We start from the raw sequence: 21707 nt of genomic DNA on the forward strand, positions 1-21707 counted from the left end.
GGTCCGCGCCACGTCAGACCCGGCCCTCGGCCAGCGCGCGGACCTCCGCGCGCAGCTCGTCCAGCTCGCGGGCGCGCACCATGGCGTTGACGCGGTCCTCCCCGAGGGAGGCGAGGATCGCGGCGAGGTCCTCGTCGCGGCGCGCGCCCGTCGCCTCGACCGCCGCCGCCACGCGGTCCAGCTTCGCGTCGATGCGCTTGAGCGCCGTCGCGGTCCTGGCCAGCTCGCTCTCGTGCTTCTTGACCCGCTGGTCGATGCGCTGGGCCTTGCCGTCCAGGCGGCGCACGCTCATCAGCAGCACGGCGAGGACGGCCAGGGCGGCGGCGAACGCCGCCGTGACGGCCGCCGCGCCCAGCGCCACCAGGTCGCCGAGGACGAGCGCCGTGAGCACCACGACCACCAGAACTCCGAGGAATGCGGCGATCATCGCCAGTTTGCGCGGCGAGAGCATCCGCGTGCACCTTTCCTAACGATCACTAAACGGGCATCAACGGTAATTTGACAGCTTAATCAACTTAAACCACTACAGTGCCATAAGATCCTCAGTGGTTACTGAGAATGATCGCCGGACTACCTGCGGGGCGTCCCCGCCGAACAGGCACGGCCGAACGAGCGCGGTCGGACGGGCACGGTCGGACGGGCATGATCGGACGGGCGTAAGGTAGGCGCCGACTGAGTCGCCCAGCCCGGTCGAGGAGCATCCCACGCATGACCGTCACCCCCTGCGGCTTCACGCGCACGCCCGAGAAGGGGCTCGCCCGGCTCCACTGGAGTGGCGCGGGGTGGGCGGTGGACAGCCACGCGCCCGACCCGGCCATGAACGTGGCCGGTGACCCGGTCAAGGACGTGGCCGACGACGTGGCCGAGCTGCGCCCGCTGCGCGGCCTGGAGATCGAGTGGCCGGCCGCGCCGGTGCCGCTCGACGGCCTGCTGCGGCTCGCGGCGGCCGGTGTGCCGCTGGCCGCCCCCGAGGCGGGCGACCCGGCGACCCCCGACGCCGGGAGCGTCCCCGGCTGGGTGCCCGAGGACCTGGCCCGGCTGCTCGCCGACCGCGCCTGGCTGGCCCACGCGCCCGACGGCACCGCCCGCTGCCTGGCCGACCTGCGGCGCGAGGAGCACAGCGTACGGCTGCGACGGCTGGCCCACCGCGTCCCCGGCACGCCCGCGATCAGCGTCGTCATGGCCACCAAACGCCCCGCCCTGGTCGCCGGCGCGCTCGCCCAGATGGCCCGCCAGCGCGGCGTCGAGGTGGAGGTGCTGCTGGGCCTGCACGGGGTGCCGTTCGAGCGGGTACGGCAGGCCGTCGAGGACGCCGGGCTGCCGGTGGCCTGGGTCGAGGCGGGCCCGGACGTGCCGTTCGGCCAGGTGCTCAACGACGCGGCGGCGCTGGCCGGCGGAGATCACGTGGCCAAGTGGGACGACGACGACTGGTACGGCCCCGACCACCTCGCCGACCTGGTGATGGCGGCCGCCTACTCCGGGGCCGACGTGGTGGGGACGGCCGGGGAGTTCTTCTACCTGGAGCCGCTGCACACCACGATCCGGCGCACCACGTTCGCCAGCGGCGCCGCGTACAGGAGCGAGGTGTGGTCCGATCACGTCGCCGGCGGCACGATCCTCACCTCCAGGTCGAAATTTCATGACATCGGGGGCTTTCCCGCCCAGCCTCGCGCCGTCGACCGTGACTTCCTCAAGGCCGCGACCGAGGCGGGCGCGCGCGTCTACCGCACCCACGGCCTCGGTTACGTGCTGCGCCGCACGCTCAGCGGCGGGCACACCTGGCAGCTCCCCCTCGCCCACTTCCTGAAGGTCGCCTCCAGCCAGTGGCGTGGATTCCGCCCGAGCCTGCTGATGGAGGCCGCATGACCCCCCACCACATCGCCCTCCACCCCCCGCGGCCGGCGGGCGGCCGGGACCGGGTGCGGGGCAACGACTACCGCGTGCTGCGGCGCCCGGACCCGTTCACGCCCACTCTGCGGGTCAGCGTGGTCGTCCCCGCCTACGGCGGCCAGGACAAGCTCGACCTCGTGCTGGCGGCGCTGGCCCGGCAGACCTACCCCGACGAACTGGTCGAGGTCATCGTCGTCGACAACGGCAGCACGCCGCCGCTGCGCCTGCCCGAGGAGCGTCCCCGTGACACCCGGCTGATCCTGTGCGCGACGCCGGGCCGCGCCAGCGCCCGCAACGCCGGCCTGGCCGAGGCGGGCGGCGACGTGATCCACTGGCTCGACTCCGACGTCCTGCTCACCCCCGGCGCCATCGAGGCGCACATGCGCTGGCACCACGCCGCGCCCTACTGCGTCGTCACCGGCTACATCCGCTTCACCGACGCGCCGGTCCCCGCCGCGCTGCCCGACGACCTGGAGCGGGCGTTCGAGCCCGCCGAGCCGCACGGCTGGATCGTCGACCTGGTCGAGCGCACCGGCGGCCTCACCGACAACCCGCAGCGCCCGTTCAGCCTGCACGTCGGCGGCGCCACCTCCGTCGGCGCCCGGCTCATCGAGGCGGCCGGGCCCATGGACGAGGACCTGATCCTCGGCCAGGACACCGAGCTGGGCTACCGCCTCGCGCAGGCCGGCGCGGTGTTCGTCCCCGAGCCGGCCGCCCGCGCCTACCACCTCGGGCCCACCATGCGGATGCGCGACAAGCAGCCCATCGACCGGGTGAGCCACGCGTTCGTGGCCGACCGCATCCCCGCCTACCGCTGGCTGCGCTCCCATCCGGGCCGCCAGTGGAAGGTGCCGTACGTGGCGGCCGTGGTGGACGGCACCGCCGGCTACGAGAACGTGCGCGCCGCCGTGGACGCGCTGCTCGCCGGGACCGTGCCGGACGTCGAGGTCGTCGTGGTCGGCCCGTGGGACACGCTGGACCGCCCCCTGCGCGACCGCCGGGCCCCGCTCCGCGACCCCGCCCTCGACCTGGTGCTCGTCCACGGCCACTACCTGCACGAGGGCCGGGTCCGGCTGGCGACCGCCCCCGACGTCGATCCCGCGGTGCCGTACGTGCTGCGGCTGCCGCCCGGCTGGGTGCCCGGCGAGGACAGCCTCGCCCGGCTCCTCGACCTGTGCCGCGAGCAGGGCTACGGCCTGGTGAACGTGCTGCTGCACGAGTCGCCCGACGGCGTGCTGGCCGCCCGGCTCGAACGGGTCGCCGCCTTCGCCCGCGCCCGCGTCGTGCTGCGGCCCGGCGAGGACCTCGACGACGCGGTGGACGACGTGTCCGGGGTGACCTGGGTGGAGGGGGCGACCTACGGGTTCGGCACCGAGCCCGCCGACATCCCCGGCCGCCGCGGCGCCCACCGGGCCCGCGTGGAGGCCCGCGCCGAGGCGGAGCGGCTGGCCAAGGAGGCCGAACGGCTGCGCGCCCAGGTGACCAAGTGGCGCGAGGAGGCGGCACGGTGGCGCAAGAGCACCGTCGAGCTGCGGCGCGAGGTCGGCACGCTGCGCCGCCGGCTGGCCGCGGCCAACCGCGCCCAGCAGGGACTGCGCGTGCTCGTGGCCACCACCGTGCGCCGTGCCCTCGGCCGCGGGAGCCGCGGCCGGCCCGGCGCGCCCCCTGAAGCCGGCGACACCCTCCCGTAGCTCCGGGGCTGGCGGCCCGGGACTCAGTCGGGGCGCAGGGCGGACTTCAGGCGGCCCAGCAGCGTGCGGTCCGCGGGCGGCCGGGTGGCGGGCACCGTCGCGCCCACCGGCTCACCCGTGCGCCTGGCGGCGGGCTTCGCCGACGCGCCACCGGCGCCCGGACCACCGTCCGCACCCGCGCCACCGCGCGAGCCACCGCCGGCACCCGTACCTGCACCACCGCCGGGACCCGCACCCTTGCCGCCCGGCCCGCCGCCGTTCCCGGCCGGCGCCGTGCCGGATCGCGCGGGGGCCGGCGTGGCGGGGGCCGGTCCGGTGGAGGCCGGCTCGGCCGGGGCCGCGGGCCAGTAGCGGTCCGGAGCCACGTGTCGTACCCCGTGGGTGACCCCGATGACGTCGTCGAGGTCGTCGCCCGGCGCGGACAGCAGCAGCGCCCGCCCCAGCGCGGAGGTGCGCTCCAGCCTGGCCGTGCGCCCGTCCGGCAGGTCCACCACGAGCACGCCCGTCAGGTCCTTCTGCACCGTCTCCACCATCCGCTCCAGCGTCGAGCGATGCAGCGGCACGTCCACCGGCCCCCGGTAGCGGAACGGCGTGGGCGCGGGCGTCGGCGCCGCCTCGTCGATCAGCCTGATCCGCTGGTCGTGCGCGAACAGGTCACGCATCAGCCGCAGCTCGAAGCACGGGTCGGACAGCACCGAGCGCCGCCCGTCGTGCAGCCGCGCCCACGGCCCCACCAGCGTCACGACCACGTCCTGCAGCGTGCCGTCCAGCGCCGCCGCCACCGCCCGCCGGACGACGGCCTCGGAGGTGTCGGTCACGTCCAGCACGACCTCCACGTACGGGACCAGCCACCGCCGGCCCGCCTCCTTGCGCAGGTCGCGGCGGAGCGGGATGCGGTGCGCGAGGTACGGCTCGACGGCCCGTACGGCCCGCTCCCGGTCACGGTGCTGCGCCGGCAGCCCCAGATGGACCGCCTGGGCCTCCAGGTCGGGGACGAACCCCACCCCGTGCATGGCCAGCCGGTAGGCGAACTCGGTGTCCTCGCCCCGCACGACGGTCGGATCGAGCCCGCCCACCGCGTGGAAGACGTCCCTGTGCACGGCGAACGTCGGCCCCGTGCACACGTGGTAGGGGTTGCGGCTCCTGCGCAGGCCGTCGGTCTTGGCGATCGTCGCCTCGGTCGAGCTGGCCACCGCCTTGTCCAGGTCGAACAGCTCGCCGAGGTGCCCGGCGCGGCGCACCTCGGCGGCGGTCAGCGGCGGCGCCTCGACGAACTTCTTCATCCCGATCGTGACCAGGTAGTCGGTCAGGTGGTGCCAGCGGGCCAGCGCCTCGATGTGCTCGCGGCAGGCGACCATGTCGGAGTCGAGCCGCTGGATGATCTCGCCGTCGGCGGCCCCGGCGCCGGCGTTGACGGCGTTGGAGATGCCCCAGCCCGTCTCGGGCCGCACCAGGCGGGTGTTGACCGGCCTGATCTCCGGCAGGCTGATCGGCGGCTCGCTGCCGTCGTCGACGACCAGGACCTCCATGAGATGGTCCGGGTACGTCTGCGCCGCGAGCGCGGCCAGCGTCAGCTCCAGATGCGGCCCGCCGTGCGCGGGCACCACCACGCTCACGGACAGGGCGGGCGACCAGGCGCCGAGCCGCGGCGGCGAGAGCGGAGAAAAGTCGTTCTGCGTCATGGCAGGACGCGCGTTCATGTGGTGACCCCCTGGCGGGCAACTTTATCGGGAGAACCGGAGAATTTCCTCAAATGCGGGATCTTGCGGCCGGGGGCGGGCTCCGTTGGATGGCGCGGCGCCGCACCCCGTACACTCGGGCCCAACACCGCAGGTAGGGAGTCATCATGAGCAGGGCGTGGCGTGGCCTCATCGAGGAGTACCGAGAGCGTCTTCCGGTCACCACGAAGACGCCGGTCGTCACGCTGCTGGAAGGCGGCACGCCGCTGCTGCCCGCGCGCCGCGTCTCGGAGCTCACCGGATGCGAGGTCTACCTGAAGGTCGAGGGCGCCAACCCGACGGGCAGCTTCAAGGACCGCGGCATGACCATGGCCATCAGCAAGGCCCTCGAAGAGGGGGCCAAGGCCGTCATCTGCGCCTCGACCGGCAACACCTCGGCCTCCGCCGCCGCCTACGCCGTGCGCGCGGGCCTGACCTGCGCCGTCCTCGTGCCCCGAGGCAAGATCGCTATGGGCAAGCTGGCCCAGGCGCTCGTCCACGGGGCCACGCTGTTGCAGGTCGAGGGCTCGTTCGACGACTGCCTGGAGATGACGCGCAAGCTGTCGTCCAGCTACCCGATCGCCCTGGTCAACTCCGTCAACCCGTTCCGGCTGCAGGGCCAGAAGACGGCCGCGTTCGAGATCGTCGACACGCTCGGCGACGCGCCCGACATCCACTGCATCCCCGTGGGCAACGCCGGCAACATCTCCGCCTACTGGATGGGCTACCAGGAGTACGCCGCCGACAAGGTGTCGACGCGGGCGCCCCGGATGTTCGGGTTCCAGGCCAGCGGCGCGGCGCCCATCGTGACCGGCGCCCCGGTCACCCGGCCGCAGACGATCGCCACCGCCATCCGCATCGGCAACCCCGCCTCCTGGCAGCTCGCCGTCGAGGCCCGCGACGAGTCGGGCGGCGACATCCAGTCGGTCACCGACCGTCAGATCGCCGCCGCGTACAAGCTGCTGGCCCAGGAGGAGGGCGTCTTCGTCGAGCTGGCCTCGGCGGCCAGCGTGGCCGGTCTGCTCCAGGCCCACGCACAGGGGCGGATCGAGCCCGGTCAGCGGATCGTCTGCACGGTCACCGGCAACGGGCTCAAGGACCCCGACTGGGCCATCTCCGGCGCACCGGCCCCGGTCACGGTGCCCATCGACGTGCACGCCGCGGCCGCGGCCCTCGGCCTGGCCTGACACGCGCCACCGCCCGCGCCGTCACGCGCGGCGCCGGCACGGGTGGCCGTACGTGATGCCTGTTCGCGCAGCGCGTACGGGCGCGGAGTCGACAGCAGCTTCACCGGCGCGCCGCCTGCGCGCCCGGCGAACGCGGACGAAAGGGAAGTCTGACCAATGAGCACCGTGAGGGTCCGCGTGCCGGCCACGTCCGCCAACCTCGGGCCGGGGTTCGACACGCTCGGCCTGGCGCTGGAGATGCACGACGAGGTGGAGGCGCGGCTGACCGCCGAGCCCGGCATCCGGGTCACCGTCGAGGGGGAGGGCGCGGGCGAGCTGGATCTCGGCGAGGGACACCTCGTCGTCAGGGCCATGCGCAGGGCGTTCGAGCGGATGGGAGTGCCCCAGCCGGCCGGGATCGAGGTGCGCTGCCGCAACGTCATCCCGCACGCCCGCGGCCTCGGCTCCTCCTCGGCCGCCATCTGCGCGGGCATCCTCGCCGCCCGCGCCCTCGCCTCCGAGGCCGCCCGCGCCGTGCGGCCGGAACGGGCCACGGGGCGGGCCACCGAACGGGCCACGGAGCAGGAGCGGGCCACGGAGCGGGCGGCCGAGCCGGAGCTGACCGACGACGAGGCGTTCCGGCTGGCCACCGAGATGGAGGGGCACCCCGACAACGTGGCTCCGTGCCTGGCCGGAGGGCTGACGGTGGCCTGGACGGACCACACGGGCGCACCACGTATGGTGAAACTGGTCCCCGACGCGCGCATCCGCCCTGTCGTGTTCGTCCCGTCGACGCGCCTGGCCACGGAGACCGCACGGGGGCTGCTGCCGAAGGACGTGCCCCACAAGGACGCCTCCTTCAACGCCGGCCGGGCCGCGCTGCTGATCGCCGCGCTGACCCGGACGCCTGATCGGGAGTTGCTGCTCGCGGCGACGGAGGACCGGCTCCACCAGGCCTACCGCGCGCCTGCGATGCCGGGCAGCGCGGATCTGGTAGAACGTCTGCGTGCCGCGGGCGTGCCCGCGGTCGTGTCCGGAGCGGGTCCTACGGTCCTCGCGTTTTCGACACCGGATTCACAGGATTTGCTCGCACCAGAAGTGGGTAATGACTGGCACATCCAGCAAATGGACGTCGACCAGGTCGGTGCGTACGTTCAGTTTCCCGAGACACGCTGATGCCTCTCTAGACCTTCAGGGAATAGCCGTGTGCGCTGGTGATGTTAGGCTGATAGCCGCACCAGATGCCCCCTTGGTGGGTGCGTGCTTGTCAGCCACACATCGCTGCATCATGCTTCACGTCGCGAGGCGTGGGCAGCGCGGCTGTCTCCCCGGAATCCGTTGCCTCCGGTTGGCCCACACCCGGTTGGCCCAACGTGAGGCGGCGACGACGGGGATCTGCGCGTTCGAATCACCTCGACATCTGGCTGGCGACAGCAATCTGGGGGGTGTCTTCCACGCGCCACCGTCCTGTGGCGGCCTGGACGAGCCCCTCCCCAAGAGTGGCGACCGTCCCCAGCGGCGGCCGAAGATCGCAAAGTGCACCCCGACCCGGTCTGTCCCGCCGGATCGAAAGCACCTCCGGGACGCCCGGCAGAAACCAACCGGCGCCCGACCCCTGGGAAGGACCTTTTAGTTGAGCGACACCACCGAACTCCTCTCCGACGCACCTGGCTCGCCTGCGCAGCCGGCGTCCGGCGACACCCCCACCCGTGCCGCGGCCAAGCCGCGCGCGCGTCGCTCCGGCACCGGCCTGTCCGCCAAGGTGCTGCCCGAGCTGCAGAAAATGGCCGCTGAGCTGGGCATCAGCGGCACCGGTCGGATGCGGAAGAGCCAGCTCATCGCGGCCATCCAGGAGAAGCAGGGCGTCGGCACCGCAGACACCGCGCCCGCTCCCGTAGCCGAGGCGCCGGCCGTCGCGGCCGCCGCCGACCCGGCGCCCGCCGTCGAGCGGCCGTCCCGCAGCCGCCGCGAGCGCTCGCGCGCCAAGACCACCGACGACCCCGCCCCGCAGGCCGCCGAGCCGGTGGCCGCGCAGGCCGCCGCCGTGGCGGCTCCGGCCGAGCCGGTCGTCGCGCCTGCCGAGCCGGTCGTCGAGCCGGCCGCCCAGCCCGTCGACTCCGGCCAGGGCGACCAGCGTGGCGAGCGCGAGAGCCGCCGCGAGCGGCGCGGCCGCGGCGAGCGCCGCGAGCGTGGCGAGCGCGGCAGCGACCGCTCTGCCGGTGACCGGTCCGGCAACGACCGCGGCGAGGGCGGCCGTGGCGAGGGCGGCGGCCGTGCCGACCAGCGCGGCGCCGACACCGGCCGCAACGACTCGCGCGGTGACTCGCGTGGCGATCAGCGCGGTGACTCTCGCGGTGACTCGCGTGGCGACCAGCGCGGTGACTCGCGTGGCGACCAGCGGGGCGACTCGCGTGGTGACGCTCGCGGTGACCAGCGGGGCGACGACGACGAGCGCGGCGGGCGCGGGCGCCGGGGCCGCTTCAGGGAGCGCAACCGCGGCCGCGGCCGTGACCGCTTCGACAGCAGCGAGCCCGTGATCGGCGACGACGACGTACTCATCCCGATCGCCGGCATCCTCGACATCCTCGACAACTACGCGTTCGTCAGGACGAGCGGCTACCTTCCGGGCAGCAACGACGTCTACGTCTCGCTGGCCCAGATCCGCCGCAACGGCCTGCGCAAGGGCGACGTCATCACCGGCGCCGTCCGCCAGCCGCGCGAGGGCGAGCGCCGCGAGAAGTTCAACGCCCTGGTCCGCCTCGACACGGTCAACGGCATGGACCCGGACCAGGCCCGCAACCGGCCCGACTTCAACAAGCTGACGCCGCTCTACCCGCAGGAGCGCCTGCGCCTCGAGACCGAGCCGAACATCCTCACCACGCGGATCATCGACCTCGTCTCGCCGATCGGCAAGGGCCAGCGTGGCCTCATCGTCTCGCCGCCCAAGGCCGGCAAGACGATGGTGCTGCAGTCGATCGCCAACGCGATCACCCGCAACAACCCCGAGTGCCACCTCATGGTCGTGCTCGTGGACGAGCGGCCCGAAGAGGTCACCGACATGCAGCGGTCGGTCAAGGGCGAGGTCATCCACTCGACCTTCGACCGTCCCGCCGAGGACCACACCACGGTCGCCGAGCTCGCCATCGAGCGGGCCAAGCGCCTGGTGGAGCTGGGCCACGACGTGGTCGTCCTGCTCGACTCGATTACCCGCCTCGGCCGCGCCTACAACCTGGCGGCCCCGGCGTCCGGTCGCATCCTGTCGGGTGGTGTCGACTCGACGGCGCTCTACCCGCCCAAGCGCTTCTTCGGCGCCGCCCGCAACATCGAGAACGGCGGCTCGCTGACGATCCTCGCCACGGCCCTGGTCGAGACCGGGTCCAAGATGGACGAGGTCATCTTCGAGGAGTTCAAGGGCACCGGCAACATGGAGCTCAAGCTCAACCGCTCCCTGGCCGACAAGCGGATCTTCCCCGCGGTGGACGTCGACGCGTCCGGCACCCGTAAGGAAGAGATCCTCATGGCCAAGGAGGAGCTCCAGATCGTCTGGAAGCTCCGCCGGGTGCTTCACGCGCTGGACATGCAGCAGGCTCTGGAGCTTCTCCTGGAGAAGATGAAGGAGACCAAGTCCAACGCCGAGTTCCTCCTGCAGGTCCAGAAGACCACGGTGAGCAACGACCGCGACTGACGCGCGCGACAGAAGGGGCGGCGGGGTCTCCCCGCCGCCCCTTTTTGTCTCGTCCGCCGTTCGGCTCAGGGCCTGACGTCCACGAACTCCTGCGGCGAGAGCGCGCCGCGCGTCTTCGACGTGCTCGCCACCTTGACGCGGAAGTAGCCGTCCCTGCGGGCGGGATACGACACGGCGTACCGGCCGGACGCGTTGGCTCGCACGTGCCCGAGCAGCCGGTACGTGGTGGTGCCCGCGGCCTTGAAGTAGACCGCGAGCCTCTTGCGCGCGTACGCCGCGGTGCCCCTGTGGACCGTGCCCCGGAGCTTGACCTGCCCTCCCTTGGCGACCCGGGCCGGCGCCGCGAGGGTCACCCTGGCCCGGACCTTCTTCGAGGCGCCCTGCTCCGGCGCCCGCACGGTGAACGCGGCGGAGCCCTTCACCGTCTGCCCGCCGCGGCGCGCGGACACCTCCAGCCGCCACTCCCCGGGGGCGGTGTCGTCGCTGAGATAGGTGACGCCGCGATAGCGCCCGTCCGAGCCGCGCTCCAGATCGCCCAGGCGGTAGGTGTCGTGCGAGCCGACGCTGACCAGCCTGGCCGACACGGTCTCGGCGCCGGTGACCCCCGCCAGCACCGACACCTTGACGTCCTTGCCCCGCACCAGGAGCACCGGGTTCGGCGACACGGCGGCCGTGTCGACGCGCTGCCGGCCCGCCACGTGGAGCGCGAACGTGGTGGCCCGCGCGGGATCGCCCTCGCGGGCCACCTGGACGTTCAGCCGCCACGCCCCGGGCGGGTCGTCGGAGCCCACGGTGAAGCGGCCAGCGATGGCCGCCCGCGCCGCCGTGGACGGCTTGAGGTCGAACGCCACGTCACGCCGCGAGCCGCCCGGAGGGGTGACATGGCCGGTGACGGCGGTGACCGTCCTCGGGTCCCTGAGGCTGAGCGTGACGGTGACCTCGACGTCCCCGTCGGCCGGGATGGACGCGTCGGCCACGGCCGGCCCGTCGAAGTCGGGTCCCGCCGTGGCCGCGTACGCGACCGGGAGGTGTGCACCTCCCACCAGAAGCGCGGCCCCCGTGGCGGCCGCCAGAAGCAGCCGCATCGTCTTCATCATGCTGATCGCAGTCCCTTTGAGAAAAAAGTCTGATTGTGGGTGCGGAGCCTAATGTGACGGATGTGACCGCGTCATAAGGATCGGGGGAATGCCTCGTGGCCTGGGAAGGTTGAAGCATCTGGCACACTGGTAGCTGACCCGTAGCGGTTCCGGCTCCCGCCGCGCGTTGAGGCGCACATCAGGCGACCCGGCGACCGCACCCCGAAAGGACAGCCATGAAGCCCGACATCCACCCTGACTACCACGTCACCCAGGTCACCTGCACCTGCGGCAACAGCTTCACCACCCGCAGCACCGCCAAGAACGGCGTCATCCACGCCGACGTGTGCTCGGCCTGCCACCCGTTCTACACGGGCAAGCAGAAGATCCTCGACACCGGTGGCCGGGTGGCCCGCTTCGAGAAGCGTTTCGGCAAGAAGGCCTCGGGCAAGTAGCTTCACCGACGCCGGCCCGGATGCACCTCAGCAGTGCGCCGGGTCGGCGTTGTTGGTGAATGGCCCCGCACCCACCCACGCCCCAAGGACCCACGGTGAACCTCGACGAGTTGCTCAAGGAGTATTCCGAGCTGGAGTTGCAGCTCGCCGACCCCGCCGTGCACGCCGACCAGCACCAGGCCCGCACGCTCGGCAGGCGCTACTCCCAGCTCACCCCGATCGTCGCCACCTACCGCGAGCTCGACGCGGCGCGCGACGACCTGACCGCCGCCAAGGAGCTGGCGGGGGAGGACGAGGGGTTCGCGGCCGAGGCCGCCGAGATCGAGGCGCGCATCCCGCAGCTGGAGGAACGGCTCAAGCACCTGCTCATCCCGCGCGATCCCAACGATGACAAGGACATCATCATGGAGATCAAGGCGGGCGAGGGCGGCGAGGAGTCGGCGTTGTTCGCCGGCGACCTCCTGCGCATGTACCTCCGCTACGCCGAGCGGCTCGGCTGGAAGACCGAGGTCATCGACAGCCAGCCCTCCGATCTGGGCGGCTACAAGGACGTCACGGTCGCCATCAAGGCCAAGGGCGACGAGGGCGTGTGGTTCAGGCTCAAGTTCGAAGGCGGCGTCCACCGCGTCCAGCGGGTGCCCGTCACCGAGTCGCAGGGCCGCATCCACACCAGCGCCGCCGGCGTGCTCGTCTACCCCGAGGCCGAGGAGGTGGACGTCCAGATCGACCCCAACGACCTGCGCATCGACGTCTACCGCTCCAGCGGCCCCGGCGGCCAGAGCGTCAACACCACCGACTCGGCGGTCCGCATCACGCACCTGCCGACCGGGGTCGTCGTCTCCTGCCAGAACGAGAAGAGCCAGCTGCAGAACAAGGAGTCGGCGCTGCGCATCCTGCGCGCCCGGCTGCTGGCCATCGCCCAGGAGGAGGCCGACGCCGCCGCGCAGGCCGAGCGCAAGTCGCAGGTCCGCACCGTCGACCGTTCCGAGCGCGTGCGCACCTACAACTTCCCCGAGAACCGCATCTCCGACCACCGCGTCGGCTTCAAGGCGTATAACCTCGACCAGGTCCTCGACGGAGAGCTCAACGCCGTCACCCAAGCCCTCATCGACGCCGAGATGGCGGAGAAGCTCGCACAACACTCATGACATTTCTGCTGGACGAGATCGCGCTCGCCACCGCCCGGCTGGCCGAGGCAGGTGTGCCCTCGCCGCGCACGGACGCGGAGGAGATCGCGGCATTCGTTCACGGCGTGCGCAGGAGCGAACTGCACACGGTCAAGGACGCCGACTTCGACGCGCTGTTCTGGGAGGGCATCGCCCGGCGCGAGGCCCGCGAGCCGCTGCAGCACATCACCGGCCACGCCTACTTCCGCTACCTCGAACTCGCGGTCGGCCCCGGGGTGTTCGTGCCGCGCCCCGAGACCGAGGTCATGGCCGGCTGGGCCATCGAGACGCTGCGCGCGATGGACGTCACCGCCCCGCTCGTCGTCGACCTCGGCACCGGTTCCGGCGCGATCGCGCTGTCGATCGCCCAGGAGGTCGCCCTCGCCGAGGTGCACGCCGTCGAGGTCGATCCCGGCGCCTACTCCTGGGCCAAGCGCAACATCTCCGAACACGGTCAGGGACGCGTCCACCTGCACCCCGAAGACCTGGCCGAAGCCCTGCCCGAGCTCAACGGCACGGTCGACCTCGTCATCTCCAACCCGCCCTACATCCCGCCCGGCGCCGTCCCGCGCGACCCCGAGGTGCGCGAGTACGACCCGACCCGGGCCCTGTACGGCAGCGGCGACGACGGGCTCGGCGAGGTCCGCGCCGTCGAGCGCACCGCCCGGCGGCTGCTCCGCCCCGGCGGCTGGGTCGCCGTCGAGCACGCCGACGAGCAGGGGCGCGCCGTCTACCTGACGTTCCCCGAGGACAACGGCTGGCGCGACGTACGCCTGCGCCAGGACCTGACCCGCAGAGACCGCTTCGTCACCGCGAGGCTCGGCCAGGACTAGGATGCACGTCGTGACCAGACGCTTCGACTGCACGGACCTCGAACAGCGGGCCGAAGGCCTGACCGAGGCCGCCGCCGCGGTCCGCCGCGGAGATCTCGTGGTGCTCCCCACGGACACCGTCTACGGCATCGGTGCCGACGCGTTCACTCCGGCGGCCGTCACCGCGCTGCTCGACGCCAAGGGCCGGGGCCGCGAGATGCCGCCGCCCGTCCTCGTCGGCACCGTCCGGGCCGCCACCGCCCTGGTGGAGGACCTCGGCCCGTACGGGCAGGACCTCATCGACGCGTTCTGGCCGGGCCCGCTCACGCTGGTGTGCAAGGCCAACCGGGCGCTGTCGTGGGACCTTGGCGACACCAAGGGCACGGTGGCGGTGCGCATGCCGCTGCACCCGGTGGCCCTCGACCTGCTCAAGGAGACCGGCCCCATGGCCGTCTCCAGCGCCAACCGGTCCGGCTCACCCGCCGCCGTCACCGCGCAGGAGGCCGAGGAGCAGCTCGGCGACGCGGTCGCCGTCTACCTCGACGGCGGCTCCACCACCGACGACACCCCCTCCACGATCCTCGATCTCACCACTGCCGTGCCGCGGCTGCTGCGGCGCGGGGCGATCCCGGTGGAGAAGCTGCGCGGCATCATCGGTTACGTCGCGACCGACGGCTGACGCCATACCGTCTGCTTATCCCGGCTGCGGGGACGCTCGCGTCGCGCCTACGGTGACTTCCGGAGCGGTCACGACGTCCGGGAGTAGCCCATGGGCAAGTTCGACGGCATGGATCCTGAGCTGGTGCGTGACCTGCTGGCCGAGCTCAAGCGCGCGGCCGAGCACCTGCGCACCACCGAGGGACGTGTCGCGCAGGTCCTGAGCCGCGCGGGCGTGTCCGTCCAGACCACGCACCGGCCCGTCCAGGTGGCCGACGCCGCCGACGCCATGACCAAGGACGTACGGACCCGGCTCGGGCTGCTGGAGAAACGCGCCGCCGAGCCCCGCGACCCGGGCACCGGCGCCGACGCCCCGAAGAACGGCGACACCCCGAAGACGGGGGACGATGCCAAGAAGGGCGACACCCCCAAGACAGGGGACGACGCCAAGAAGGGCGAGACGCCGAAGACGGACACTCCGCGCGACACCAAACCCGATGCCGTCCCCACCGACCCTCCGAAGAAGGAGGAGGACAAGCCAGTCCAGGACGACGCGAAGCGGCGCGACGAGGACAGGCCGTCCAAGGACGACACCAAGACCGGCGCTGAGGACAAGCCGTCCAAGGACGACACCCGCACCGGCGGCGACGACCCCAAGACCGGTGACAAGGACGACCGTCCGGGTGGGAAGGACGACCGCACGGGGCGCGAGGACGACCGCACGGGTGGGAAGGACGACCGGACGGGTGGGAAGGACGACCGGACGGGTGACGACGGCAGCCGTTGCGAGGACGACCGCAAGACCGGTGACGACAGGACCGGCGAACGGGGGGCCGACGACGGCAGGACCGACGATCGGAGGGCCGACGACGGCAGGGCGGATGACGGGAGGACGGGCGACGGCACGAGGCCGCGCGACGACGGCGCCGCCCGCGACGACCGTGCGGCCGACTCCGCCCGCGAGCAGCCCGTGGACACCCCGGCCAAGGACCATCCGGACGACCAGGACCCCCTGAAGCCCCGGGTCGTCGTCGTGGACGGCGTGAAGGTTCTGCAGGTCCCCATCGACCCGCCCACGGCCGAGGAACTGAGCGACCTGCTGGAGAACCTCGACACGTACCAGCCCATCGAGATGCCGACACCCACGGGCGACGCCCGCCCCGGTGACACCGGGACCCGCCTGCCCGACGGCTCCCCGTCCGGCGGCGACGTGGCCGCCGTCGACGTACGGCCGCCGGATGCCGCCACGTCCCGGGACATCGCCGACGGCACCCGTGACGTCCGCCCGATCGACATGCCCACCGTGGACGTCCCGCCGGGCTCGTACGGCCAGGACGAGGGGGCGACAGGGGACGGCCGACCCGACGGCCGACCCGACGGCCGCCCCGACAGCGGGGCCGACGGGCGATTCGACGGCGGGGCCGACGGCCGGCCTGACGGCAGGGCCGGTGCGGACGCCGGTGGCACGCCTGACCGTGACGGGCGCGGGGACGCCGGTACGACGCCCGGATGTGATGGGCGTGGAGACGCCGGTACCACTCCTGGCCGGGATGCGCCGACCGGTTCCGAGGCCAGGCCCGAGCGGGACACACCGGCCGACGGAGACGCCGTCCGGGGCCGGGACGCGCCCGTTGCCGCGGATCCGAGGCAGGACGGCACTCCCAGGCCCGGCCAGGGCGCCCCCGTGGCCATCGACCCCACGCCCCCGGCCGCCTCCGAACCCGCACCGCGCCCGGACACCGGAACGGGGACGGGCGACGGGACGGACAGAGCCGTCCAGCCGGACAGAGCGGGCGAGCCGGACAGGGCCGGCCACCCGGACAGAGCCGGTCGGTCGGACGGAGCCGGCGAGACGGACAGAGTGGCCGGACACAGTGTGCAGGACAGGGCGGGGGCCGGTGAGGGGCTCGTGGTCGCGGGCCGTACCCACCTGGACGACTGGCAGGACGGAGGCGTCGCGGCGGGGAGCGACCCCTGGAGCCAGATCCCCCCGGACCGGATCCCCTGGACCCATGGCCAGGACCCTGTGGCCCCTGCGCCGGCGCGCGACCTCGGCGACCTCATCACCCTCGTCGGCCACGACGGCGGCGCCCCCCGGACCGACCCGCCGGGCACGTACGGGCCGGAGGAGCCGGTGTACGGGTCAGAGGAGTCGCCGTACGGATCAGAGGAGTCGCCGTACGGGTCAGGGGAGTCGCCGTACGAGCCGGGCGAGTCGCCGTACGGGCCGGACGGGCCGGCGTTCGGGGGCGACGGCGACGACGGACCGGCGCACACCAGGCAGCCGGGTGTCCACGGCACGGACAGGAGCGTGTGATGTACGCGGACCCGCCCGCACCCCAGCCGATGCGACCGGGCGAGACCCCGCCCGCCAAACCCGGCGCCAACCCGCTGGACCCGCAGCCGCGCGCATGGGAGTTCAACCCCGAGTACCAGCGCCTCGTCACCGCCTGGCAGACCGTGCTGCCGCTGCTGGAGAGCATCACCACGGCCCTGGACAAGGCGTACCGGCAGGCCAGGAGCCCGCAGACGTGGGAGGCGCCCGTCGGCGAGCGCTACGTGGAGGACCTCGCGGCCTGGCGTTCCAGGCTGGCCCTCTACCGGCAGGCCGTGCTCACCGCCATCAGCGACGAGGCGGCCGACACCCCGCGGTGGATTCCGAGCACGGCGGGAGCCCCCCGCGCCTTCCCCTGACGGCGTCGGGCGGGCGACGAAGACCTGTGGGCAAAACGGATACTCGGCCTTAAAGTGGAAAAATGGGTCAAGAGCCCTACTATGGCCCCGACTTCGGCCTGCTGAGGCGGCAGGACCCCGAGCTGGCCCAGGTGCTGCTCGACGAGCTGGCGCGGGTGCGCGGCGGCCTGCAGCTCATCGCGAGCGAGAACTTCGCCTCGCCCGCCGTCCTCGCCGCCCTCGGCTCCACCCTGACCAACAAGTACGCCGAGGGTTATCCGGGCCGGCGCTACTACGGCGGCTGCGAGGTCGTGGACCGTGCCGAGCGGCTGGCCACGGACCGGGCGCGCCGGCTGTTCGGCGCCGAGCACGCCAACGTCCAGCCGCACTCGGGCGCGACGGCCAACCTGGCCGCCTACGCGGCGCTGCTGCAGCCGGGCGACACGATGCTGGCGATGGCGTTGCAGCACGGGGGGCACCTCACCCACGGCTCCAAGGTGAACTTCTCGGGAAGATGGTTCGACGTCGTGTCGTACGGCGTGCGACGCGACAGCGAACTCCTCGACCACGACGAGGTGCGCGACCTGGCGCTGCGGCACCGGCCGAAGCTGATCGTCTGCGGAGCCACCTCGTACCCGAGGCTGCTCGACTTCGCCGTCTTCCGCGGCATCGCCGACGAGGTCGGCGCCTGGCTGCTCGCCGACGTGGCGCACACCGCCGGGCTGATGGCGGGCGGCGCGGTCCCGTCGGCCGTGCCGTACGCGGACGTGGTCACCTTCACCACGCACAAGACGCTGCGCGGGCCGCGCGGCGGCGCCGTCCTGTGCACGGCCGAGCTGGCGGCCAGGATCGACCGGGCGGTGTTCCCGTTCGTCCAGGGCGGCCCCCTCATGCACGCCGTCGCGGCCAAGGCGGTGGCGTTCGGCGAGGCGCTGCGGCCGGACTTCGGCGACTACGCCAGGAGGGTGACCGCGAACGCGCGGGCGCTGTGCGACGCGCTCGCGGCGGAGGGCATGCGGCCGGTGGCGGGGGGCACGGACACGCATCTGGCGCTGATCGACCTGCGTAACCTGGGCGTCTCCGGCGCGGAGGCGGAGCGGCGGTGCGCGGCGGCGGGGATCACGCTGAACCGCAACGCGATCCCGTATGATCCGGAGCCTCCGGCGGTCGCGTCCGGCATCCGGGTCGGCACGCCGTGCGTGACGACCCAGGGGATGGGGCCGCAGGAGCTGAAAGAGGTCGGGATGCTGGTGGCGCAGGCCGTGCGGGATCCCGGCGCGGCCCCGGCCGTGCGCGAGCGCGTGGCGGGGCTGCTGTCCATCCATCCGCCATATCTCAGCGAATATTAAGCTGGTCTGTGTCGTTTTCCGGTCACAGCGGGCCGGAGCATCCGGGAAACTAGGTCCGTGCGCGAATACCTGTTCATGGCGCTCGTCGCGGCAGCGGTGACGTACCTCCTCGTCCCGCTGGTTCGCCGCTTCGCCATCCGCATCGGGGCCGCTCCGGAGATCCGCGAGCGTGACGTGCACACCACGCCGACGCCGCGGCTGGGCGGCCTGGCGATGTACGGCGGGCTGGTCGCGGGGCTGCTGGTGGCGAGCGAGCTGGCCTACACGGGCCAGGCGCTGCGCGACTCCTACGGCAACACGGTGTCGGCGCTGCTCATCGCCGGCGGCATCATCACGATCACCGGGTTCCTGGACGACTGGTGGGGGATGGACCCCTTCATCAAGCTCGCCGGCCAGATCGCGGCGGCCGGGGTGCTCGTCTACTACGACCTGCGGCTGCTCTACATTCCGCTGCCCAAGGACTGGGGCGGCTCCACCAGCCTCGACTACACGCTGAGCACCATCATCACCATCCTCGTGGTGGTCGTCACGATCAACGCCGTCAACTTCGTCGACGGGCTCGACGGCCTCGCCGCGGGGATCGTGTGCATCGCGGCCATGTCGACCTGGACCTACTCGATCCTGCTGTCGCAGAGCATCAGCGGCAACAACATCACCACCACGGCGGGCATCGCGGCCATCCTCATCGGCACCTGCCTCGGCTTCCTGCCGCACAACTTCCATCCGGCCAAGATCTTCATGGGTGACACGGGCGCCATGCTGATCGGCCTGGTCCTCGCCTCCTCCATCGTCACCGTGACGCCGCTCGACCCCGCGGTCATCGAGGACATGAACAAGTTCGCGGTGCTGCTGCCCCTGCTGCTGCCCGCGGCGGTGCTGGTGCTGCCGCTGGTCGACCTGGTCACCGCCGTCGTGCGGCGCACCTCCTACGGCATGTCGCCGTTCGCGCCCGACCGCGGCCACCTGCACCACCGGCTGATGGACATCGGCCACTCGCACCGGCGTTCGGTGCTCATCATGTACGCCTGGGCCTTCCTGTTCGGCTTCGGCATCGTGGCGATGTCCTGGCGGGGCGTGCCGGTGCTGCTGTTCCCCGTGGTGATCCTGTTGGCCATCGGCGTGCTCGTGCTCATGGCGGCGCCGCGCTGGCGCGGCCGGGGCGGGCTGCGCTCGCGGAGCAAGCGGCCGACCGACGACGACGGCGGCCCGCCCACCGGGCCGATGCCGCCCATCCTGCCGGAGTCCGGGGCGGGGCCGCAGGGCCGACCGGCGCAGGAGCCGCCGCAGCAGCGCGCCAGTGCCGAGGGTAAACCGGTCATTCCTGTCTATCCGGGTAGTTCATGATCGCGAACTAGAAACGGCAGGTAAAAGCGGTCGTCTGTGAGCTTGTGATATCTTTCACGAGCAAGGGCCTCCATTGCACGCGCTGTGGAGGTAGCAAACGCTCGCTTGACAACATTCCGTGGGAGCACCGATGCAGGCCAACGACGTGCGCGTCCTCAAGAGCGCCGCGCTGCCCACCCTGGCGGTGGGGGCGGTGGCCGTGGTCGTGGCGCTCGTTGTCGCCGGCGGCAAGGGTGCGCTCGGCTCCGCGATCGGCGTGCTGCTCGTCGGGGCGTTCTTCAGCGTCAGCGTGGTCGCCGTGAGCTACGCCGCCAAGGTGTCGCCGCAGGTCATGGCCATGGCGGCGATGGGCAGCTACCTCGTCAAGGTGATCGTCATCATGGTGATGCTGGCCACGTTCGGCGACACCACCGCCTGGAACCCCAAGGCTTTCGCCTGGTCCGTGGTGATCTGCACGATCGTCTGGACCGCCTTCGAGGTCCGCGCCTTCGTCAAGACCAAGATGCTGTACGTGGACCCCGACGCCTCGGTCCCCGGAAAGGGTGACTGATGAGCCTGACCGTCGGGCCGGGTCCGATATGACTAGTCCTCTACTCGCCTGCTATCGTCGGGCGCGCGATGAGCGAACAGGAACGCCGGCCGGAGACAGACGGTCGCGACTTCGCCGACGCCATGTGGTCGGTTCCCAGCTATCTTCTCGCCGGGATGGCGGTCTATGGCGGTATCGGCTGGTTGCTGGACCGCTGGCTTGGCATGTCCGCGTTCTTTCCCATAGGCATCATCCTCGGGCTGGTGCTCGCCGGCTACGCGGTCTACCGGCGGCACGGTCGCTAGCCCTGCGCAGCGACCGCTTCGCCGAGGAAACTCCTGTGATCCACTACGACGTTGAAGGGAACGCCGCGTGAACGCGCTGACGGTCCTCGCTCCCAAAGACCAGTTCGGGGCTCCAACGCCCGAAGAACTGTTCACCCTGCCCCCCATCATCCCGGGGGTCGACTGGTTCACCAAGCCGGTCCTTATCGCTCTCCTCAGCGCCGTCGTGGTGATCGGCTTCTGCTGGGCGGCCTTCGCCAGCCCCAAGGTGGTCCCGCGGGGCGTCCAGAACGTCGTCGAATACGGCTACATGTTCGTCCGCGACCAGGTCGCCCGCCCCTTCCTGGGCAAGGACGCCGACCGCTGGATGGGCCTGCTCGTCAGCATCTTCTTCCTGGTGCTGATCTGGAACATCATGGGCGTCGTCCCGGTGGTCCAGTTCCCGGTGGCCTCGCACATCGCCTTCCCGGCCGTGCTGGCACTGTCGATCTACGTGCTGAAGGTCTACCTGGGCATCAAGCACCAGGGCGGCGTCGGCTACTTCAAGAACATGATGTTCCCCCCGGGTCTGCCGAAGCCGATCTACCTGCTGCTGGCCCCGATCGAGTTCCTGTCGAACATGATCATCGCTCCCTTCACGCACGCGGTGCGACTGTTCGCCAACATGTTCGCCGGCCACATGCTCCTGGCGTTCTTCAGCATGGTGGGCTTCTGGTTCCTCTTCGAGAAGCTGACTCCGCTCGGCGCGCCCATCGGCGTCCTCGGTGTGGTGATGACCATCATCCTCACCGGTTTCGAGATGTTCATCCAGTTCCTGCAGGCATTCCTCTTCGCGATGCTGGCCGCGATGTACATCGGTGGCGCGCTGCACGCGGAGCACTGAGAACCACATACCGGAATATCCATGACCGGTGAGACTCCGCTTCACCGGCCGTCCAGTAAAGGAAAACAGCAATGAGCGTTCTCGCTGAGGTCTCCGGCAACGTCACCGCCATCGGTTACGGTCTCGCCGCCATCGGCCCCGGCATCGGTGTGGGCATCATCTTCGGTCAGGGCGTGCAGGCCATCGCGCGCCAGCCCGAGGCTTACGGCCTGATCCGCCAGAACATGCTCCTCGGCTTCGTCCTTACCGAGGCCCTCGCCCTGATCGGTCTGGTCGCGCCGTTCATCTTCGCGAACCTCTAAAGACCAGAAGAATCCCTGACGAAAGGC

20 protein-coding genes are annotated in these 21707 nt (G+C 71.9%); 17 read left to right on the forward strand and 3 right to left on the reverse strand.

All coding sequences use genetic code 11. From position 1 onward, the window contains the following. Positions 1–13 precede the first annotated feature (13 nt). Entirely contained in the window at positions 14–451 is a 438-nt protein-coding gene (locus tag CXR44_RS07305; RefSeq protein ID WP_101784088.1) for a hypothetical protein, read from the reverse strand. A 257-nt stretch (positions 452–708) separates the two neighbouring features. Between CXR44_RS07305 and CXR44_RS07310 the strand changes: the two genes are divergently transcribed. Together CXR44_RS07310 and CXR44_RS07315 are read left to right on the forward strand one after the other, a co-directional pair. Then, positions 709–1866, forward strand: coding sequence for a glycosyltransferase family 2 protein (locus tag CXR44_RS07310; RefSeq protein WP_101784089.1), 1158 nt, complete (start codon positions 709–711; stop codon positions 1864–1866). Beyond that, positions 1863–3581 (forward strand): glycosyltransferase family 2 protein, encoded by a 1719-nt coding sequence (locus tag CXR44_RS07315; RefSeq protein ID WP_101784090.1) that lies wholly within the window; start codon positions 1863–1865, stop codon positions 3579–3581. Before CXR44_RS07310 ends, CXR44_RS07315 begins: the two co-directional genes overlap by 4 nt. A gap of 23 nt (positions 3582–3604) precedes the next feature. Here CXR44_RS07315 and CXR44_RS07320 read toward each other — a convergent pair whose 3' ends face one another. Continuing rightward, a complete protein-coding gene (locus CXR44_RS07320) occupies positions 3605–5281 on the reverse strand; it encodes a glycosyltransferase family 2 protein (RefSeq protein ID WP_245898916.1) in 1677 nt (558 codons plus the stop codon). A gap of 146 nt (positions 5282–5427) precedes the next feature. On the opposite strand from CXR44_RS07320, the gene thrC reads away from it, so the two are divergent. The 3 genes from thrC to rho all read left to right on the forward strand — a co-directional run bounded on the left by thrC (position 5428) and on the right by rho (position 10150). Continuing rightward, positions 5428–6486, forward strand: coding sequence for a threonine synthase (thrC, locus tag CXR44_RS07325; RefSeq protein WP_101784091.1), 1059 nt, complete (start codon positions 5428–5430; stop codon positions 6484–6486). Between the two features lie 156 nt (positions 6487–6642). Then, complete coding sequence (locus CXR44_RS07330; protein WP_101784092.1) at positions 6643–7641, forward strand: homoserine kinase; 999 nt, start codon at positions 6643–6645, stop codon at positions 7639–7641. A gap of 457 nt (positions 7642–8098) precedes the next feature. Next, positions 8099–10150: a transcription termination factor Rho gene (gene rho / locus CXR44_RS07335; RefSeq protein WP_101784093.1), complete on the forward strand. Its 2052-nt coding sequence runs from the start codon at positions 8099–8101 to the stop codon at positions 10148–10150. Positions 10151–10215: 65 nt separating this feature from the next. On the opposite strand, the gene CXR44_RS07340 is transcribed toward rho, so the two are convergent. Then, positions 10216–11235, reverse strand: a complete 1020-nt coding sequence (locus CXR44_RS07340; protein WP_101784094.1) for a hypothetical protein — start codon at positions 11233–11235, stop codon at positions 10216–10218. A gap of 227 nt (positions 11236–11462) precedes the next feature. Here CXR44_RS07340 and rpmE point away from each other — a divergent pair, with 227 nt between their 5' ends. The 12 genes from rpmE (at position 11463) to atpE (ending at position 21680) form a co-directional block, all read left to right on the forward strand. Then, the gene (gene rpmE, locus CXR44_RS07345) at positions 11463–11681 is read left to right on the forward strand and encodes a 50S ribosomal protein L31 (protein WP_101784095.1); all 219 of its coding nucleotides are present in this window, start codon (positions 11463–11465) and stop codon (positions 11679–11681) included. A 95-nt stretch (positions 11682–11776) separates the two neighbouring features. Beyond that, a complete protein-coding gene (prfA, locus tag CXR44_RS07350; protein ID WP_101784096.1) occupies positions 11777–12829 on the forward strand; it encodes a peptide chain release factor 1 in 1053 nt (350 codons plus the stop codon). Then, positions 12826–13680: a peptide chain release factor N(5)-glutamine methyltransferase gene (gene prmC / locus CXR44_RS07355; protein ID WP_101784097.1), complete on the forward strand. Its 855-nt coding sequence runs from the start codon at positions 12826–12828 to the stop codon at positions 13678–13680. Before prfA ends, prmC begins: the two co-directional genes overlap by 4 nt. Before the next feature lies 1 nt (position 13681). After that, positions 13682–14338 carry an L-threonylcarbamoyladenylate synthase gene (locus CXR44_RS07360; protein ID WP_425437402.1) on the forward strand — a complete coding sequence of 219 codons (657 nt, stop codon included), beginning with the start codon at positions 13682–13684 and terminating at the stop codon, positions 14336–14338. Between the two features lie 90 nt (positions 14339–14428). Continuing rightward, positions 14429–16633 carry a hypothetical protein gene (locus CXR44_RS07365; RefSeq protein ID WP_101784098.1) on the forward strand — a complete coding sequence of 735 codons (2205 nt, stop codon included), beginning with the start codon at positions 14429–14431 and terminating at the stop codon, positions 16631–16633. Next, complete coding sequence (locus CXR44_RS07370) at positions 16633–17010, forward strand: hypothetical protein (protein WP_101784099.1); 378 nt, start codon at positions 16633–16635, stop codon at positions 17008–17010. Before CXR44_RS07365 ends, CXR44_RS07370 begins: the two co-directional genes overlap by 1 nt. Positions 17011–17072: 62 nt before the next feature. Next, entirely contained in the window at positions 17073–18338 is a 1266-nt protein-coding gene (locus CXR44_RS07375; RefSeq protein WP_101784100.1) for a serine hydroxymethyltransferase, read from the forward strand. 57 nt (positions 18339–18395) lie between these two features. After that, positions 18396–19682: a glycosyltransferase family 4 protein gene (locus CXR44_RS07380; RefSeq protein WP_101784101.1), complete on the forward strand. Its 1287-nt coding sequence runs from the start codon at positions 18396–18398 to the stop codon at positions 19680–19682. 130 nt (positions 19683–19812) lie between these two features. Continuing rightward, positions 19813–20232 (forward strand): Cg1360 family ATP-synthase-associated protein, encoded by a 420-nt coding sequence (locus CXR44_RS07385; RefSeq protein WP_101784102.1) that lies wholly within the window; start codon positions 19813–19815, stop codon positions 20230–20232. A 68-nt stretch (positions 20233–20300) separates the two neighbouring features. Further along, on the forward strand, positions 20301–20516 hold the full coding sequence (locus CXR44_RS07390; RefSeq protein ID WP_245898918.1) for an AtpZ/AtpI family protein: 216 nt from the start codon (positions 20301–20303) through the stop codon (positions 20514–20516). Positions 20517–20583: 67 nt separating this feature from the next. Next, the gene (gene atpB, locus CXR44_RS07395) at positions 20584–21378 is read left to right on the forward strand and encodes a F0F1 ATP synthase subunit A (RefSeq protein ID WP_101784103.1); all 795 of its coding nucleotides are present in this window, start codon (positions 20584–20586) and stop codon (positions 21376–21378) included. A 71-nt stretch (positions 21379–21449) separates the two neighbouring features. Next, positions 21450–21680 (forward strand): ATP synthase F0 subunit C, encoded by a 231-nt coding sequence (gene atpE, locus CXR44_RS07400; RefSeq protein ID WP_101784104.1) that lies wholly within the window; start codon positions 21450–21452, stop codon positions 21678–21680. The last annotated feature ends 27 nt before the right edge of the window (positions 21681–21707 follow it).

This window comes from Nonomuraea indica (assembly GCF_002850745.1).
Taxonomy (GTDB): domain Bacteria; phylum Actinomycetota; class Actinomycetes; order Streptosporangiales; family Streptosporangiaceae; genus Nonomuraea; species Nonomuraea indica.

What these genes read in the sequence shown, in the direction of transcription:
- CXR44_RS07305 (WP_101784088.1), bottom strand. Translation starts at nt 451, where the DNA reads ATGCTCTCGCCGCGCAAACTGGCGATGATCGCCGCATTCCTCGGAGTT.
- CXR44_RS07310 (WP_101784089.1), top strand. Translation starts at nt 709, where the DNA reads ATGACCGTCACCCCCTGCGGCTTCACGCGCACGCCCGAGAAGGGGCTC.
- CXR44_RS07315 (WP_101784090.1), top strand. Translation starts at nt 1,863, where the DNA reads ATGACCCCCCACCACATCGCCCTCCACCCCCCGCGGCCGGCGGGCGGC.
- CXR44_RS07320 (WP_245898916.1), bottom strand. Translation starts at nt 5,281, where the DNA reads ATGAACGCGCGTCCTGCCATGACGCAGAACGACTTTTCTCCGCTCTCG.
- thrC (WP_101784091.1), top strand. Translation starts at nt 5,428, where the DNA reads ATGAGCAGGGCGTGGCGTGGCCTCATCGAGGAGTACCGAGAGCGTCTT.
- CXR44_RS07330 (WP_101784092.1), top strand. Translation starts at nt 6,643, where the DNA reads ATGAGCACCGTGAGGGTCCGCGTGCCGGCCACGTCCGCCAACCTCGGG.
- CXR44_RS07340 (WP_101784094.1), bottom strand. Translation starts at nt 11,235, where the DNA reads ATGCGGCTGCTTCTGGCGGCCGCCACGGGGGCCGCGCTTCTGGTGGGA.
- rpmE (WP_101784095.1), top strand. Translation starts at nt 11,463, where the DNA reads ATGAAGCCCGACATCCACCCTGACTACCACGTCACCCAGGTCACCTGC.
- prmC (WP_101784097.1), top strand. Translation starts at nt 12,826, where the DNA reads ATGACATTTCTGCTGGACGAGATCGCGCTCGCCACCGCCCGGCTGGCC.
- CXR44_RS07360 (WP_425437402.1), top strand. Translation starts at nt 13,682, where the DNA reads ATGCACGTCGTGACCAGACGCTTCGACTGCACGGACCTCGAACAGCGG.
- CXR44_RS07365 (WP_101784098.1), top strand. Translation starts at nt 14,429, where the DNA reads ATGGGCAAGTTCGACGGCATGGATCCTGAGCTGGTGCGTGACCTGCTG.
- CXR44_RS07370 (WP_101784099.1), top strand. Translation starts at nt 16,633, where the DNA reads ATGTACGCGGACCCGCCCGCACCCCAGCCGATGCGACCGGGCGAGACC.
- CXR44_RS07375 (WP_101784100.1), top strand. Translation starts at nt 17,073, where the DNA reads ATGGGTCAAGAGCCCTACTATGGCCCCGACTTCGGCCTGCTGAGGCGG.
- CXR44_RS07385 (WP_101784102.1), top strand. Translation starts at nt 19,813, where the DNA reads ATGCAGGCCAACGACGTGCGCGTCCTCAAGAGCGCCGCGCTGCCCACC.
- CXR44_RS07390 (WP_245898918.1), top strand. Translation starts at nt 20,301, where the DNA reads ATGAGCGAACAGGAACGCCGGCCGGAGACAGACGGTCGCGACTTCGCC.
- atpE (WP_101784104.1), top strand. Translation starts at nt 21,450, where the DNA reads ATGAGCGTTCTCGCTGAGGTCTCCGGCAACGTCACCGCCATCGGTTAC.